We start from the raw sequence: 16,599 nt of genomic DNA on the forward strand, positions 1-16,599 counted from the left end.
ATCGGCCGGCCGAGGAAGGCTTCCGATCACGGGGGTGTCATGTCCGATCTGCTGACCGCCAACCGACGTCAGGCCGGGCTCACCGCCCTCTACCTGGGCATCTTCGCGATGGTCTGGTTCAGTGTGCCGGCGGCAGAGCAACCGCTGCGGGCCCTGCTCGTGGTGGGCAGCATCGCCGCACTGCTCACCGCCGTGTTGGGCGGTGTGCTGTCCGCCCGCCTCCGAGGGGCCGGCAACCCCCGGGACCGGGCAGCCGACCGCCCGTACCTGCTCATCGTCGTCGCCGAGTTCGCCGCCGCCGGGCTGGGTGCCGCCGTGCTGATCGCCGCCGGCCGGTCCGAGTACGTGCCGGTGCTGGTCTGCCTGGTGGTCGGCCTGCACTTCTTCCCGCTCGCCCCGCTCCTGCGGGATCCGCTGCTTCGTCCCCTCGGCGGCGCACTGTGCCTGGTCGCGGCGGCAGGGCTCGTCACCGGTCTCGCCTCGGCGGTCTCCGCCGGCCTGGTGGTCGGCGTCGGCGCGGGACTGCTGCTGCTCGGTTACGCCGTGCAGGCACTGGTCCGCGCGTACCGACCGACCTGACCAACTGCCCACGCACCGCTTCAACGGGCACGGGCCCAGGTGATGAATCGGTCGCTCAGCCGGTCGTGACCGGCCTGGCCGGCGAGGTCCCCCGCCGCCTCGTAGAGCAACGCCGCGAGGTAGACGAGCAGACCGACCCGGTCCTCCCGGTACTCGCCGAGCAGCGACAGGCGAGCCGGCGAGCAGGGCCACGCCGCGCCGCAGACCCGGCAGCGCCAGGACGGGCGCGCCGCCACGTGTGGACGGTACCGGGGCATCAGTGGCCGCCACCGTCATCAGCCGACCAGGTGCGTCTGTCATGAGTCGACCAGGTGCGTCGCACGAAGGAACCTCCAACGGGTGGGTGGGAGCGCCCCGGATCGGGGGTCGCGGGACGCTCCCGGCCTGGTTCCGCCCGTCGTCCGATCCCGTGAGCGGTTCCGCTGCGTGACAGTCTGGTGAGGACCCGACTACGGTGGGAGGTCCCGCACGCCGACGACCAGGGCGTACGGCGACTGGCCCAGCACGGTACGAAGATGTACGGGGGTTGTCCGTGGAAGGCTCGTCCATGCTGGAGCACTTCGCCGAGGAACTGCGGCTGGCTCGCGCCAGCACTGGGATGTCGCAGGCGGCGCTGGCCGAGGTGTTGAGCTATTCCGGGGCCCTGGTCGCCAAGGTGGAGACATCCGAGCGCCGGCCGAGCCTGGACTTCGCGCGTCGGTGTGACGCCGTGTTCCAGGCCGACGGACGATTCGAGCGCATCCAACGGCGGATCAGCCGGGAAGCCGTGGTGCCGTGGTTCCGCGACTGGGCCGGCATCGAACAGGAGACCACAGCGCTGCGGTGGTTCGAGCCGCTCTGCGTGCCCGGTTTGTTGCAGACCGAGGGCTACGCGCGCGCACTACTGACCGGCGGCGGGCTTTTCGGGTCGGACGAGATCGAGCAACAGGTGACGACAAGGCTGGACCGGCAGGCGCTGCTCACGCGTGACCGGCCTCCGCTTCTCACGGCCGTGATCGACGAGCACGTGCTGCGCCGAACTGTCGGCGGGCCGGAGGTTATGCGCGAGCAGATTCAGCACCTGGTGAAACTTGGTTCGGCCTTCCCCCGGGTCCGAATCCAGGTGGTGCCAACCTCTGCCGGTGCTTACGTCGGGCTCGGAGGGCCCTTCGTGATCGCTAGCTCGACGCAGGGGGAGGACCTCGTCTACCTTGCCGGCCAGCGTCACGGTCAGGTCATCGACCGATCGGACTACGTGCGACAGATGGTCGAGGTGTGGGAGTCGATCCGTGGTGAGGCACTATCGCACGGGCAGTCCCTCGATCTCATGGCGGAAGTGGCGGAGACATGGATGTGACCGGCGCCCGGTGGCGCAAGAGCACTCGTAGTGGCCCGGACGGCGGCAACTGTGTGGAGGTTGCCGACAACCTGTCTGGGCTGGTGGCCGTCCGCGACTCCAAGGACCCGGCCGGGCCGGTGCTCGTCTTCACGCCCGAGGCGTGGCGCACGTTCGTCGGGTCCGATCCGGTTCGCTCGGCGTGATCGACTCCAGGTCGGTGATATAGGGGTGTCCCGGCGTGGTGATACCGCCACATCGCCGTTGTGGAGTGGGTAGTCGCGGCGGTTGGGGTGTCCGGGCGCGGCGATGCCGACATGTCGCCGATGTGGCGCGGGTCGTCGCGGCGGTTGGGCATGTCCCGGCGCGGCAAGGCCGCCGCGTTGCGTCAGATCGACTCGGATTTCTGAAGAACGGGGTATCCAGTGGCGACTGATACCCCGACGTCCTGCAACCCGAGTCGATCAGGGCGCGGGGGCGTCGATCAGGGCGGCGGGGGCGTCCATCAGGGCGGCGGGGGCGTCGACCGAGGTTGGTGCTTCGGTCGAGGCCGGTGAAACCCGAGCGACACGTCGACCGCGTCGCCGTAGGGTGACCGACGGTCTGTCGTACCCCCGGGGTAGACAGGTCGTGGTGCCGACGCGGTGGGCGGGGTGGTCGTGTGAGTGTGGCGGGATCGGCGCGGTTCCCCTGGGTGCCGGCGTATTCGGTGTTCGAGCACTACCTTGTCGGTCTGCGGCGCACCTGGCGGGCGGGGGTGTTCTCCTCGTTCCTGTTGCCGGTGCTGACGGTGCTCGGCTTCGGGTTCGGCGTGGGGGCCTACATCGACCAGGGTGTCGGCGGGGTGCCCTACCTCGACTGGCTGGTCCCCGGGCTGATCGCCTCGACCGCGCTCCAGGTGACGGTCGGTGACTCCACCTGGCCGGTGTTCAGCAACTTCCAGTGGGTCAAGATCTACTTCTCGCAGGCTGCCTCGCCGCTGCGGGTGGGCGACATCGTGGCCGGGCACCTGGCCTTCGTGTTGTTCCGGGTGCTCACCACGATCGCGGCGTTCCTGCTGGTCACCGGGTTGTTCGGGGCGTTGCGCTCGCCGTGGGCCCTGGTCACCCTGCCGGTGGTCGCGTTGCTCGGGCTGGCCGTTGCCGCGCCGACCTTCGCGTACGCGGCGTCGGTGTCCAGCGACAACTGGCTGGCGATGCTGTTCCGGTTCGCGGTCATTCCCATGGCACTCTTCGCCGGGGTGTTCTTCCCTGTCGAGTCACTGCCCGACGCGCTGCGGTGGCTGGCGTACGTGACGCCGCTGTGGCACGCCGTCGACCTCTGCCGCGCGGCCACGCTGGGCGTCGCCCCGCAGTGGTCGATCGTCGGGCACGTGCTCTACCTGGGTGCCTGGGCCGCCGCCGGTTGGTTGTTGGCGGTGCGCGCGTTCCGTCGCAAGCTCGTCGTCTAGGAAGGCTTGTCGTGGTCACGCTGATCCTGCCCCGGCTGGTCGACGTCTCCGTCGCGTCCCGGCGGTCGGCGTCGGTTGTCGAGCGCAACGTCGCGGCGCTCAAGCCGGCCTACTGGCTGCTGTTGCTCTCCGGCTTCGTGGAGCCGCTGCTCTACCTGCTCTCCATCGGGCTGGGCGTCGGCGCGCTGGTCGGCGATCTGCCGCTGCCCGATGGGCGGCTGGTCTCGTACGCCGCATTCGTGGCCCCGGCGATGCTCGCCTCCTCGGCGATGACCGGGGCGATCGCGGAGACCACGTTCAACTTCTTCGGCAAGATGAAGTACATGAAGCTGTACGACGGGATGATCGCCACCCCAGTACGGCCGTTCGAGATCGCCGTGGGCGAGTTGGGTTGGGCGATGCTGCGGGGCAGCGCCTACTCGGCGGCGTTCCTCGGCGTGATGGTCGCTCTGGACCTGACCAGTGTGCCCCGGGCGCTGACCGCCCTCCCGGCGGCGGTGCTCGTCGGGTTCGCGTTCGGGGCGCTCGGCATGGCGGTCTCCACCGTCATGCGCAGCTGGCAGGACTTCGACCTGGTGAACTCCGCCCTGTTCACCCTCTTCCTGTTCTCCGGCACCTTCGTGCCGGCGCAGGCCTACCCGACGGTGCTGCGCTGGCTGGTCGAGATCACTCCGCTCTACCGCTCGGTGCACCTGATCCGCGGGGTCACGTTGGGCAGCGGCGGGTGGCTCTGGCTGCTCGATGCGTTCTACCTGCTGGTGGTGATGGCGGTCGGCCTGCTGGTGGCCTCGCGGCGGATGGGCAGGTTGCTCTACAAGTAGGGGTTATGGGCGACCGTCGACGGGGCATGTCCGGAGGTGACACCGCCGACGATGAGGAGGGGCGATGGCCTCGAACGAGTCTCCCGCCCAGCGGGAGCAGGAGCGTGCTCCCGCCAGCGCGCCGGTTGGTCCCGACGCGGGCCCGGACAGCCCCACCGACCTGCCCGGCAGTGGATGGAAGGCGGCCCTACGTCGGACGATCAGCGAGTTCCAGGACGACAGCCTGACCGACTGGGCGGCGGCGCTCACCTACTACGGGGTGCTGTCCATCTTCCCCGGCGTGCTGGTGCTCATCTCGCTGCTCGGTCTGCTCGGTGAGAGCGCCACCGAGGGTGTCAAGGACACCGTCAACCAGGCGGTGCCGAACGACAGCATCCAAAAGATCATCGAGGGCGCGATCGATACCGCGGACAAGAACGGTGGCCTCGCCAGCATCGCCGCGATCATCGGTCTGGTGGCGGCGTTCTGGTCCGCCTCCGGCTACGTCGGAGCGTTCATGCGTGCCTCGAACACGATCTACGACGTGCCGGAGGGGCGGCCGATCTGGAAGACGCTGCCGATCCGGCTCGGCGTGACGGCGGTGATCGGTGTGCTGCTGCTGGCCAGCGCGGTGATCGTGGTGTTCACCGGTCGCCTGGCCGAGTCGGTCGGCGACGTGATCGGGGTCGGCTCGACGGCGGTCGCGGTGTGGGACATCGCCAAATGGCCAGTGCTGCTGGTCCTGGTCAGTCTGATGTTCGCGATCCTCTACTGGGCCTCGCCGAACGCCCGCCACGGTGGTTTCCGCTGGGTCAGCCCCGGCGGTGTGCTGGCCGTGGTGATCTGGCTGGTGATCTCCGGACTGTTCGCCTTCTACGTGAGCAACTTCGGTTCGTACGACAAGACGTACGGGACGCTGGCCGGCGTGATCATCTTCTTGGTCTGGCTCTGGCTCAGCAACATCGCGATCCTGCTGGGCGCCGAGTTCGACGCGGAGTTGGAGCGCGGCCGTGCCATCGCGGCGGGTCACGCCGCGGACGACGAGCCGTACGTCGAGCTGCGCGACGATCGCAAACTCCGCAAGAAGCGCAACCAGCGGGGTTCGGTCGACTGAGACGACGCGTCAGTGGCTACCAGGCCATTTCTGGACCCGGTAGCCACTGACCTGCGCAATTGTGGAGCCGATTGTCAGCTACAGGCTGAGGTGAGGCACCAGCCATTGAGCGTGACTACTTGGAGGTCGTTCACCTTGTGCCAGCCGGGGTAATATTTGTTACCCACGCTGTCGTAGTAAATGTATCCGCTGGGCACCTGGAAACCGTCGGTGTCGCGGAATTCGTAGTAGTACCGCGAATCGGAGGCGCTGCCCTGGCCGGCCGGCAGCCACATCGTCTTGCTGTTGGTCGGCCAGTTGCCTGAAAGCTTCACGGATCGACCCAGCCGGTTCTTCACCTCACCGCAGAAGATGCCGGCGGTGCAGTTGCCGAGCGGGACGAAGTCCGAGCCAGCGGGGTTGGAAGTGGCCTGCTGGACGGGCGCGGCGACCGTTGCCGCGACGGCGGAGCCCGTCGAAGCTGGTGCCGCCTGGGCCGCCGATGGCACCAGGAATGCGAAGAAGGTCGCTGCGGACACGGCCGCGATAAATCGCGTCGGTCGATTCATTGGGGTCCTTCCCGTCGGGGTTTTCGGGCACGACAGAGCGGCGTTTCATCGCGATTGGGTAATTGCGGTGCGCGATTCGACCCGATGGCTGTCGATGTCTGAGGACGCTATCGGTGACGTAGACGACTGTCAACGTCCTTTGCAATTGTTGTGGTGCTGGACACGGGTTGTTCAGCGTGCTCTCCGCTGGCGCATTCGCTGCTTGGGCGGGGTCTGGCACCGACGCCGCGAGACCGCCCGACACCACTGGAGTTCCGCACGACCTGACTCCATCGGATTCGCCCGACCCGCGCTGGGTCGAGGCCCGCCCTGTCTGCGCCCGCGCCGACCGCTCGTCCTCAAGATCCGCGCAGTATCGGGGATGTTGCTGCCTCCCTGCGCGAGGAGGCAGCACTTTCCCCGATACTGCGCGGATCTTTCCGCGCTTCCGGGCGGGCCGGCGGGCGCGGGGCGCGGGACGGCGCGGGGGGCGCGGGGCGGGGACGCGGGGTGCGGGGGGCGCGGGACGGCGCGGGGCGGGGGCGCGGGGTGCGGGGGGCGCGGGACGGCGCGGGGCGCGTGGGGCGCAACGGGAGTGATGCACGCCGTCGCTGGTGCATCCTCCGCAGGTACGACCAAAACTTCTGTCCGTTTGAGCAAAAGTTAGCGTCGGAACAGCCGAAGCTCTGGACAGGTGATGCGAGCGCTCCTACTGTGTCGGACACAACACATCGGCATTGCGTCGATGTGAACGATGCCAATGCAGAGGCGGCTTTCGGTGCGAACGGTCGACCCCCTACACGTGCGACTGTTGCGGTTGCTCCGCGACGAGGGCGCCGTGTCGCGGGCCGAACTGGGCGACCGGCTCCAGATGCCGCGCCCTCGCATGCTGGCCGAACTCGATCGCCTGGTCGCCCTGGGTTACGTCGCCGAGGCCGGGCTCGCCGCCTCCCGGGGTGGGCGTCGCTCGACGCTGGTCGAGCTGAACCCGAAGCTGCGCTTCGCCGCCGTCGACCTCGGTGCCAGCTCGATGGACATCGAGGTGGTCAACGGCCGCCTCGAACCGGTGGCCCACTACGGCGAGGCCGCCGACATCCGTAACGGTCCGAAGGTGACCCTGCAGCGGGTCAACGAGTTGCTGCACAAGGCCCGGGTCGACGGGGCGTACGAGCGGCTGGACGCGGTAGGCATCGGCGTACCCGGCCCGGTCAGTTTCCGGGACGGCGTCCCGGTCTCGCCGCCGATCATGCCGGGCTGGGACCGGTACCCGGTGCGTGAGCTGCTCAGCCGGGAGCACGGCTGCCCGGCGGTGGTCGACAACGACGTCAACATCATGGCGATCGGTGAGCGGCACGGTGGGGTCGCCCACTCGGTGGACGACTTCCTCTTCGTGAAGATCGGCACCGGCATCGGGTGTGGCATCTACCTCACCGGCGAGGTCTACCGGGGCACGGACGGCTGCGCCGGCGACATCGGCCACATCCAGGTCGACTCGCACGGTCCGATGTGTTCGTGCGGCAACATCGGCTGCCTGGAAGCTCTGTTCAGCGGTGCCGCGTTGGCCAAGGACGCCACCGCCGCGGCCCGCAGTGGGGCGTCGCCGGCGCTGGCCGAGCGGATGTCCCTGCGCGGTGTGGTGACCGCCCTCGACGTCGCCGAGGGTGCCGTCGAGGGGGACGTGACCTGCATCCAGCTGATCCGTGACGGCGGACGGCGGGTCGGCGGCGTGCTCGCCGGCCTGGTCAGCTTCACCAATCCGTCGATGATCGTGATCGGCGGCGGGCTCGCCCAGCTCGGGCACATCCTGCTCGCCGAGATCCGCAGCGTGGTCTACCGCCGTTCGCTGCCGTTGGCCACCGGCAACCTGCCCGTCGTGCTGTCCGAGCTCGGTGGCCGAGCCGGCGTCGCCGGAGCGGCAGTGCTGGCAAGCGACGTCGCCTTCGCGGAAGCCGCATGAAGTTGACCGAGATCCTGTCGTGAGCGAGGAGGAGACTGTGGCTCTGCCCGAGGATGACCCCGCCACCGCGTCGGCCGAGGCCGCCGCAGCCGGCACCGTGTCGGCCGAGGCCGTCGCCGAGGCACCGCTGGTCGAGGCTCCCGCCGACACCGTCGCGGGCGAGGTGGTCCTGCGCCTCACCGATCTGGTCAAGACCTTTCCCGGCGTACGCGCACTGGACGGTGTGCAGCTGGAGGTGCGTGCCGGCGAGGTGCACTGCCTGCTCGGGCAGAACGGCGCTGGCAAGTCCACCCTGATCAAGGTGCTCGCCGGCGTGCACCAGCCGGATTCGGGGCAGGTGGAGTGGCGCGGTGAACCGGCGACCTTCGCCAACCCGCAGGCCGCCATGAAGGCCGGCATCGCCACCATCTACCAGGAGCTCGACCTCGTCGAGGACCTGTCGGTGGCGGAGAACGCCTTCCTCGGCCACGAGTACCGCAACTTCGGGTTCGTCCAGCGCGGTCGGATGGCCCGGCACACCCGGCAGATCCTCGGCCGGCTCGGCCACGCCGAGATTCCGCCCGGACGGATGGTCCGGTCGCTGCCGGCGGCGGGCAAGCAGATCGTCAGCATGGCCCGTGCGCTGTCGCACGAGGCCCGACTGATCATCATGGACGAGCCGAGCGCGGTGCTCGCCCACGACGAGGTCGGCAACCTGTTCCGGATCATCCGGGAGCTGACCGCGCAGGGCATCGCCGTCATCTACATCTCGCACCGGCTCGAGGAGATCCGCGAGATCGGCGACCGGGTCACCGTACTCAAGGACGGTCGGACCACGGCGGCGAACCTGCCCGCGCGCGACACCCCGACCCGCGACCTGGTCAGCCGGATGACCGGCCGGACCATCGAGTACGTCTTCCCGGACCGGCCGACCGACGACGGCGTCGGCGACGACCTGCTCCAGGTGGAGGGGCTGACCCGCACCGGCGAGTTCGCCGACGTCTCGCTGAGCGTGCGGGCCGGGGAGATCGTCGGCATCGCGGGGCTGGTCGGCTCCGGTCGGTCCGAGCTGCTGGAGACGATCTACGGTGCCCGCCTTCCCGAGGCCGGTCAGGTCCGGATGAACGGGCAGGTGCTGCGTCCCGGCGTCGGCTCGGCGGTTCGGGCCGGCATGGGGATGGCGCCGGAGGAGCGCAAGAGCCAGGCTCTGCTGCTCGGTGAACCGATTTACCGCAACGTCACGCTGGCCACCTTCGGCCGGTACGCGCGGCTCGGTTTCACCGACGCCGCCAAGGAACGCGCCGAGGCGGACCGGATCGCCGAGACCCTGGAGCTGCGGCCCCGGGACGTCGACCGGCCGGTACGCACGCTGTCCGGCGGCAACCAGCAGAAGGTGGTGGTCGGGCGGTGGTTGCTCGGCGGCACCAAGCTGTTGCTGCTCGACGAGCCCACCCGGGGCGTGGACGTGGGCGCCCGGGCTGAGCTCTACCAGGTCATCCGGTCGTTGGCCGCGCAGGGCGTCGGGGTGTTGCTGGTCTCCAGCGAGGTGCCCGAGGTGCTGGGTCTGGCCGACCGCGTGCTGGTGATGCGGGAAGGGCGTGTCGTCCGCGAAGCCGCGGCCGGCGAACTCGACGAGAACACTGTGCTCGACCTCGTGATGGCGGGGTCCTTGATGGAAGGCGCACCGGCATGAGCGACGCGACTCCCACTCCCACCGCGACACCGGAGCGCCCGCAGCTTCCGGCACAGTCGCCGCCGGTGGACCCGGCGGAGACGGCGGTGGCCAGCGATAAAGCAACTTCGGGCCGGCTGTCCTGGTGGCGGGGGGACGGCGGCGACGGCGCCAAGCGCAACCTCGGTCTGATCGGGGTGCTGGTGGCGCTCATCGTGGTCGGCGCGATCACGAAGCCGGACCTGTACGGCGACCCGAACTGGGTGTGGAACAACGTCCTGGCCATCCTCCAGCTCGCCTCGGTCGTCGGTGTGGTCACCGTCGGGATGACCTTCGTGATCATCGGTGGCGGCATCGACCTGTCGGTAGGCGCGATCGTCGCGCTGGCCGGCGTCTGGTGCACCACCGTCGCCACCCAGAACTTCGGCGCCGGCGGCATGATCTTCACCGCCCTGGTGGTCGGCATCTGCGTCGGCCTGGTCAACGGTGTGCTCATCTCGTACGGCCGGTTGGTCCCCTTCATCGCGACGCTCGCGATGCTGGTGGCCGCGCGAGGGCTCGCGGCGTCGATCTCCAACAAGCAGACCCAGGTGTCGAGCAGCACCTTCATCAACGACATCGCGGCTCGCAAGGTGATCGGGATCCCGATCCTCGTCTACATCCTCGGCGCGGTGGTCCTGGCCGGGTGGGTGCTGCTCAACCGGACGACCTTCGGCCGGCGGACCATCGCCGTCGGCGGCAACCCGGAGGCGGCACGGCTGGCCGGCATCAACGTCCGGCGGCACACCATGCTCCTCTACGCGCTCTCCGGTCTCTGCTGCGGCATCGCCGCCATCATGCTCACCTCGCAGGCCACCTCGGCGCAGGCGGCGATGGCCAACCTGTACGAGCTGGACGCGATCGCCGCGGCGATCATCGGTGGGACGCTGCTCAGCGGGGGTCGCGGCACGATCGTCGGCTCGCTGCTCGGCGTCATCATCTTCGCCACGATCACGAACCTCTTCGCCATCAACGGCCTCTCCATCGAGGCGCAGAACATGGTCAAGGGCGGCATCATCGTCGCCGCCGTCCTGATCCAGCAGTTCCAGTACAAGTCAGTCACTCGGCTCCTCGCGCGGAACAGGGTCACCACCGCCTGACGCACCGCACCGTTGTCCCTGGCCACGTCGAAACTTTCGACGTGGGCAGGGCCCCGCACACCCTCATTCAGTCAGATACCGCTTCCAGGAGGTCGTTCATGACCCAGCACAGTCGCGACCTGTCGCGCCGCCGGTTGCTCTTCGGCGGAGCCGCAGTCGGCGCTGCCACCCTGCTGACCGCCTGCACCAGCAACGAGACTCCGGCCGCCAGCACCCAGACCAAGGCCGCGGGCGGCGGCGAGGGCAACAACGCCCCCGGCAAGAAGGTCGTCATCGGCTTCTCCGCGCCGGCCGCCGACCACGGCTGGATGGGCGCCATCCACGCCAACGCCAAGGCCCAGGCGGCGGCCTACTCGGACGTCGAGTTCAAGGAGGTCGACGGTGGGTCGAACTCCGAGGCCCAGCGCTCCACGCTCGGCACCCTGATCGCCCAGAAGCCGGACATCATCGTCGTGCTGCCGCACGACGGCAAGGAGGTCAACGCCGTTGCCCTCCAGGCCATGCAGGCCGGCATCCCGATCGTCAACCTGGACCGTGCCTTCCCCGACGCGCTCGCGTCGCGGCTGGTCATCAAGGGTGACAACTACGGCATGGGCGTCTCGGCCGGGCACTTCATCGGCAAGATGCTCAAGGACAAGGGCGTCGCCAACCCGGTCATCGGTGAGATCGCCGGTCTGGAGATCCCGCTGACCGTCGAGCGCAGCGAGGGCTTCAAGGCAGCCCTGGCGACCTACGGCTTCACGGTGCGCAACCGTCGCTCGGCCGAGTTCACCTCGGACAGCGGTCAGCGCGAGGCGTCCCAGCTGCTCCAGGCGCTGCCGAAGATCGACGCGATCTGGAACCACGACGACGACCAGGGCATCGGCGTGCTGGCCGCCATCAAGCAGGCCAACCGTTCCGAGTTCTTCATGGTCGGCGGCGCCGGCTCCAAGCTCGCGATCGACGCGATCAAGGCCGACAACACCGTGCTCAAGGCGACGGTCACCTACAACCCGTCGATGGCCTCCTCGGCCGTCTCGCTGGCGCGGCTCATCGCGCAGGGGCGTGGCCTGGGCGACCTGACGGAGCTCCAGGTGCCCAAGGAAGTGACCCTGGCCTCCGAGACGATCACCAAGGAGAACGCGAGCAGCTACGACAAGCTCGGGTTCTGACATACCGGGGGGAGACCCACCTTGTCCACGACAGACAAAGAACTGCGGGTCGGCATGGTCGGCTACGCGTTCATGGGCGCCGCGCACTCACAGGCGTGGCGCACCGTGAACCGCGTGTTCGACCTGCCGACGCGGGCCCGGATGGCGCTGATCTGCGGTCGAGACACAGGGAAGGTGGCCGACGCCGCCGACCGACTCGGCTGGGAGGCGTACACCACGGACTGGCGTGATCTGATCAACCGGGACGACATCGACGTGATCGATGTGTGCACCCCGGGCGACAGCCACGCCGAGATCGCCCTCGCCGCGTTGGCCGCCGGCAAGCACGTCCTGTGCGAGAAGCCGCTGGCCAACTCGGTGGAGGAGGCGCGGGCGATGACCGCTGCGGCGGAGGTCGCCCGGGCCGCCGGAGTGCGGTCCATGTGCGGGTTCAACTACCGCCGGGTCCCCGCGGTCACGATGATGCGGCAGTTGGTCGCCGACGGACGGCTCGGGGTGATTCGACACGTCCGTGCGACGTACCTGCAGGACTGGATCGTGGACCCGCAGTTCCCGCTGGTCTGGCGGTTGCAGAAAGACAGGGCGGGCTCCGGCGCGCTCGGTGACATCGGTGCCCACATCATCGACCTGACCCAGTTCGTCACGGGTCAGCGGATCAGTGGGGTCAGCGCGGTCACCGAGACCTTCGTCAAGGAGCGTCCGTTGCCGGCCGAGTCGAGTGGTCTCGCGGCCACCGTGGACGGCGGTACGGCGCCCACCGGGCCGGTGACCGTCGACGACGCCGCCGTGTTCGTGGCCCGGCTCGACGGTGGCGCGCTGGCCACGTACGAGGCGAGCCGGTTCGCCACCGGTCGCAAGAACGCGCTGCGCGTCGAGATCAACGGTTCGTTGGGCAGCGTGGTCTTCGACCTGGAGCGGCTCAACGAGCTGGAGTTCTACGACGCCACCAGGCCCACCGCGGAGCAGGGTTTCAGCCGCATCCTGGTGACCGAGGGCGAGCACCCGTACATGTCGGCGTGGTGGCCCCCGGGCCACATCATCGGCTACGAGCACTCGTTCACGCACGAGATGCGCGACTTCATCGAGGCGGTCGCCACCGGTGTCGACCCGACTCCCTCGTTCGCCGACGCGTTGCAGGTCCAGCTGGTGCTGGACGCGGTGGCCCGTTCGGCGGAACTCGGCTCCTCCTGGACCGAGGTCGAACCGGCGCTGACCGCGGCGACCGTCTGACCATCGACCATCCGCGACGGCGGTGTTCGCACCGCCGTCGCCTGACCGGCTTCCCGAAGCCGACCGGCGAGGACCGGCCGCGGATTGCGCCCCGCGGCCGGGACGAGGTCGGCGTCGGAGAGCGTGCGGCCGGGCCTGACGGCCCGGTGGCGCACGAGCAGGACGGTCGTCCGGTGCGACCGGACCGGGATTCCCCGGCCGCACCGGAGGACCGCCACCATCGGTGGACACCGCAGGACCTGACCAGACCGCCCGCCGTTGCCCCCACCCGTACCGCATGCACTCGCCGACGTCCGCCGGGTGGTGCTCCGTTCGGTGACCTGGTGGGCGCGGCGGCCTGAGACGCCCGGCCGGGGCATGCCAACGCCCCGACTGGTCGGATGCGGGGGAGACAGGGTCGAGACGCCGACCCGACCCTGTCTACCAAGCCCCGTCTGCCTGTACCCGGGCCGGGATCCGGTCCGGCGTCGTCGCCGCCGACGCCGACGTCGGAATCCGGTGCCGATCCGGTGCGGGGAGGGCGGACGGGGCCCCTCGACCAAGGCCGTATCTTTCCGAAACATATTCTGATATTCCTATATTTAGCGGTACCGACGGTTCCTCGTGAACGGGGAAGGAGCACCATGCGTACAGGTGTCTGGCTGGTAGGAGCGCGCGGATCCGTCGCGACCACCAGCATCGTCGGGGGGCTCGCGCTGCGGGCCGGCCTGGCCGGGCCGACCGGCTGCGTCACCGAGCTTCCCGAACTGCGCGGCCCGGCCCTACCGGCCTTCGCCGACCTGGTCTTCGGCGGACACGACGTGGCCACCACCCCGCTGTGCAAGCGCGCCGAGGCGCTCGCCGACGCCGGTGTCATCCCCTGGCGGCTGGTCGCCGCGCTCCGCGACGAGCTGGGCGTGGTCGAGCAGGAGCTGCGCCCCGCACCGGTCGGTGCGACCCAGGCCGATCGTGCCGCCGCCGTGGTCCGTGACCTCACCGCCTTCCGCGAGCGGCACGACCTGGACCGGGTGGTGGTGGTCAACGTCTCCGCCACCGAGCCGGCCCCGCAACCGCACCCCGGGCACGCCGACCCGGCCGCCCTGAGCGCCGCTCTCACCGGGCCCGACGAGGTGCTGCCGGTCAGCTCCCTCTACGCGTACGCGGCAGTGCTCGCCGGCTGCCCGTACGTCGACTTCACCCCGTCGACCGGGCTGCGGTTGCCGGCCCTGGCGGCGCTGGCCGAGGAGGCCCGCCTGCCGTACGCCGGGCACGACGGCAAGACCGGGGAAACCCTGGTCAAGTCGGTGCTCGCGCCGATGTTCGCGATGCGCAACCTGGACGTGCGCTCCTGGTCCGGGTTCAACCTGCTCGGTGGTGGTGACGGCGCCACCCTGGCCGATCCGGCCGCCAACGCGGCGAAGGTGCAGAGCAAGCAGCGGGTGCTCGGCGAGACGCTGGGCTACGTCCCGCAGGGCGGCACGCGCATCGAGTACGTCGAGGAGCTGGGCGACTTCAAGACCGCCTGGGACCTGATCACCTTCGCCGGGTTCCTCGGCACCGGCATGAGGATGGAGTTCACCTGGCACGGCTGCGACTCCGCGTTGGCCGCGCCGCTGGTGCTCGACCTGGCCCGGCTCACCGCCGCCGCGCACGCCGCCGGGTTGGTGGGACCGCTGACCGAGCTGGGCTTCTTCTTCAAGGACCCGATCGGCGCGCCCACCCACTCGCTCGGCGAGCAGTGGGCCCGGTTGAGCGACTTCACCCGACACCTGCACGCCGGCGGGGACGGTGATCATGACAACGTTGGCTGACCTCGCCGAGTTGGTTCGGGCGCCGGCCGCGCTCTCGGTGCCCGGTGACGTGGTCGCCGGAGCGGCCGCCGCCGGTGCGCTCGGCCCGCGTACCCCTGCGCTGGCCGGCGCCTCGGTGCTGCTCTACTGGGCCGGCATGGCCGCCAACGACTGGGCCGACCGCGGCCTGGACGCCGAGGAACGGCCCGAGCGGCCCATCCCCAGCGGGCGGATCACCCCGGCCGCCGCTGTCGGTCTCGCGGCGGGCCTCACGGCCGCCGGCGTCGGCCTGGCCGCCGCCGTGGGCGGTCGCCGCGCCGCCGCGCTCGCCGTGCCGCTGGCCGCCACCATCTGGGGGTACGACCTGCTGGCCAAGAACACGGCCGCCGGCCCGGCCGTGATGGCCGCCTGTCGAGGGCTGGACGTGCTGCTCGGCGCGTCCGGTGGCCGGTTGACCCGGGCGTTGCCGGCGGCGGCGACCGTCGCCGCGCACACCTGGACGGTGACCGCGCTGTCCCGCCGGGAGGTCACCGGCGCGGAGGCCACCCTGCCGGTGCGCACCCTCGCCGGCACCGCGGTGGTGGCCGCCAGCGCCGCCGTCCCCGGCGTCCGACGCGCGATCACCCGTCCGGAGGCCCCGAGCGGTGCGCACCCCGACCGTTCTCGGAGGGCCGCCGTCGCGGCCGTCCTGCCCGCCGCGCTGGCCGGGTGGTACGCGGCCCGCTACGGGGCGGCCCAGGTCGAGGTCGTCCGCGACCCGTCGGCCGGGCGGGTCCGCGCCGCCGTCGGCGCCGGGATCACCGGCCTGCCCGCCCTCCAGGGCGCACTGACCGCTCGCGCTGGAGCCGGCCTGCTCGGGTTGGCCGTCGCGGCGGCGGCGCCGCTGGGTCGACGGTTGGCCCGGAAGGTCTCCCCGACATGACAGTGCCCCAGCCCCGACCCGCGTCACCGGCCGGTGACGCCACGACGCTGCGACTCGGGTACGGCACGAACGGCTTCAACAACCACCGCCTCGACGACGCGCTGGCCGTCATCGCCGACCTCGGCTACGACGGGGTGGCGCTCACCCTCGACCACGACTACCTGGACCCGTTCGCGCCCGGCCTCACCCGTCGGGTCGCCGCCGTCAGTCGACGGCTGGACGAGCTGGGGCTCGCCGTGGTGATCGAGACCGGGGCCCGGTACCTGCTCGACCCGTGGCACAAACACGCGCCGACGTTGCTGCACGACGACCCGACCCGACGGATCGAGTTTCTGCGCCGGGCCGTCCGGATCGGCGCCGACCTGGGCGCCGAGGCGGTCTCGTTCTGGGCCGGCGTCCGGCCCGAGACGGTGTCGCCGCAGTGTGCCTGGGACCGGCTGGTGGCCGGCTGCGCCACGGTGGTCGACGCGGCCGACACCGCCGGCGTCACCCTCGGCTTCGAACCGGAACCGGGCATGCTGGTGCAGGACATCGCCGACTGGCGTCGGCTGCGCGCCGCGCTCGGTGACCCGGCCCGGTTCGGCATCACCCTCGACATCGGCCACTGCCGCTGCCTGGAGCCCTGGCCGGTGCCGCAGTGCGTCGCCGAGGTGGCGGCGCACCTGGTCAACGTGCAGATCGACGACATGCGCCGGGGTGTGCACGAACACCTGGAGTTCGGCGTCGGCGAGATCGACTTCCCGCCGGTGCTGGCGGCCCTGGCGGCGGCCGGCTATCGCGGGCTGGTCGCCGTGGAGCTGCCCCGCGACTCGCACGCCGCACCCGCCGTGGCCGCCCGGTCGATCGAGTTCCTGCGGGCCGCCGCGGCCAGCGCCAGTGACAGTGCTCGCACCCTTTGCTCTGCACCCGCCGAGGCGACACCAGCCGACGCGGCATCCGTCGAGGCAAAACCTGCCGAGGCGGCATCCGCCGACGACACCCCGGTGCACATGTAG

The 16,599-nt window shown here is 70.4% G+C and carries 16 protein-coding genes; 14 read left to right on the top strand and 2 right to left on the bottom strand.

Features of this window, described 5'->3' with window-relative positions; all coding sequences use genetic code 11:
* Window positions 1-39 precede the first annotated feature (39 nt).
* Entirely contained in the window at window positions 40-579 is a 540-nt protein-coding gene (locus O3438_RS29395; protein ID WP_269682817.1) for a hypothetical protein, read from the top strand.
* A gap of 20 nt (window positions 580-599) precedes the next feature.
* Here O3438_RS29395 and O3438_RS29400 read toward each other — a convergent pair whose 3' ends face one another.
* Window positions 600-815 carry a flavin reductase gene (locus O3438_RS29400; protein ID WP_231924544.1) on the bottom strand — a complete coding sequence of 72 codons (216 nt, stop codon included), beginning with the start codon at window positions 813-815 and terminating at the stop codon, window positions 600-602.
* Window positions 816-1,126: 311 nt separating this feature from the next.
* Between O3438_RS29400 and O3438_RS29405 the strand changes: the two genes are divergently transcribed.
* From O3438_RS29405 to O3438_RS29425, 5 genes are all read left to right on the top strand, one after another.
* A complete protein-coding gene (locus O3438_RS29405) occupies window positions 1,127-1,915 on the top strand; it encodes a helix-turn-helix domain-containing protein (protein WP_269682818.1) in 789 nt (262 codons plus the stop codon).
* Window positions 1,906-2,100, top strand: coding sequence for a DUF397 domain-containing protein (locus tag O3438_RS29410; RefSeq protein WP_269682819.1), 195 nt, complete (start codon window positions 1,906-1,908; stop codon window positions 2,098-2,100). Before O3438_RS29405 ends, O3438_RS29410 begins: the two co-directional genes overlap by 10 nt.
* A gap of 455 nt (window positions 2,101-2,555) precedes the next feature.
* The gene (locus O3438_RS29415; RefSeq protein ID WP_269682820.1) at window positions 2,556-3,344 is read left to right on the top strand and encodes an ABC transporter permease; all 789 of its coding nucleotides are present in this window, start codon (window positions 2,556-2,558) and stop codon (window positions 3,342-3,344) included.
* Between the two features lie 11 nt (window positions 3,345-3,355).
* Complete coding sequence (locus O3438_RS29420; RefSeq protein ID WP_269682821.1) at window positions 3,356-4,165, top strand: ABC transporter permease; 810 nt, start codon at window positions 3,356-3,358, stop codon at window positions 4,163-4,165.
* 64 nt (window positions 4,166-4,229) lie between these two features.
* Window positions 4,230-5,258, top strand: coding sequence for a YihY/virulence factor BrkB family protein (locus O3438_RS29425; protein WP_269682822.1), 1,029 nt, complete (start codon window positions 4,230-4,232; stop codon window positions 5,256-5,258).
* A 74-nt stretch (window positions 5,259-5,332) separates the two neighbouring features.
* On the opposite strand, the gene O3438_RS29430 is transcribed toward O3438_RS29425, so the two are convergent.
* Window positions 5,333-5,806, bottom strand: coding sequence for a hypothetical protein (locus O3438_RS29430; protein ID WP_269682823.1), 474 nt, complete (start codon window positions 5,804-5,806; stop codon window positions 5,333-5,335).
* Between the two features lie 757 nt (window positions 5,807-6,563).
* On the opposite strand from O3438_RS29430, the gene O3438_RS29435 reads away from it, so the two are divergent.
* From O3438_RS29435 to O3438_RS29470, 8 genes are all read left to right on the top strand, one after another.
* Entirely contained in the window at window positions 6,564-7,742 is a 1,179-nt protein-coding gene (locus O3438_RS29435) for an ROK family protein (RefSeq protein ID WP_145779462.1), read from the top strand.
* 163 nt (window positions 7,743-7,905) lie between these two features.
* Window positions 7,906-9,414: a sugar ABC transporter ATP-binding protein gene (locus O3438_RS29440; protein ID WP_269683794.1), complete on the top strand. Its 1,509-nt coding sequence runs from the start codon at window positions 7,906-7,908 to the stop codon at window positions 9,412-9,414.
* Window positions 9,411-10,532: an ABC transporter permease gene (locus O3438_RS29445; RefSeq protein ID WP_269682824.1), complete on the top strand. Its 1,122-nt coding sequence runs from the start codon at window positions 9,411-9,413 to the stop codon at window positions 10,530-10,532. Before O3438_RS29440 ends, O3438_RS29445 begins: the two co-directional genes overlap by 4 nt.
* A 98-nt stretch (window positions 10,533-10,630) precedes the next feature.
* Window positions 10,631-11,683 carry a substrate-binding domain-containing protein gene (locus O3438_RS29450; RefSeq protein WP_145779464.1) on the top strand — a complete coding sequence of 351 codons (1,053 nt, stop codon included), beginning with the start codon at window positions 10,631-10,633 and terminating at the stop codon, window positions 11,681-11,683.
* A 54-nt stretch (window positions 11,684-11,737) separates the two neighbouring features.
* Window positions 11,738-12,913 carry a Gfo/Idh/MocA family protein gene (locus O3438_RS29455; RefSeq protein WP_442929748.1) on the top strand — a complete coding sequence of 392 codons (1,176 nt, stop codon included), beginning with the start codon at window positions 11,738-11,740 and terminating at the stop codon, window positions 12,911-12,913.
* A 623-nt stretch (window positions 12,914-13,536) separates the two neighbouring features.
* Window positions 13,537-14,703 (top strand): inositol-3-phosphate synthase, encoded by a 1,167-nt coding sequence (locus tag O3438_RS29460; protein ID WP_269682826.1) that lies wholly within the window; start codon window positions 13,537-13,539, stop codon window positions 14,701-14,703.
* Window positions 14,687-15,604 carry an SCO3242 family prenyltransferase gene (locus tag O3438_RS29465; RefSeq protein ID WP_269682827.1) on the top strand — a complete coding sequence of 306 codons (918 nt, stop codon included), beginning with the start codon at window positions 14,687-14,689 and terminating at the stop codon, window positions 15,602-15,604. Before O3438_RS29460 ends, O3438_RS29465 begins: the two co-directional genes overlap by 17 nt.
* Window positions 15,601-16,599: a sugar phosphate isomerase/epimerase family protein gene (locus O3438_RS29470; protein ID WP_269682828.1), complete on the top strand. Its 999-nt coding sequence runs from the start codon at window positions 15,601-15,603 to the stop codon at window positions 16,597-16,599. The genes O3438_RS29465 and O3438_RS29470 overlap by 4 nt, the downstream gene beginning before the upstream one ends.

The organism is Micromonospora sp. WMMC250, assembly GCF_027460215.1.
GTDB classification, from domain to species: Bacteria; Actinomycetota; Actinomycetes; order Mycobacteriales; family Micromonosporaceae; genus Micromonospora; species Micromonospora taraxaci.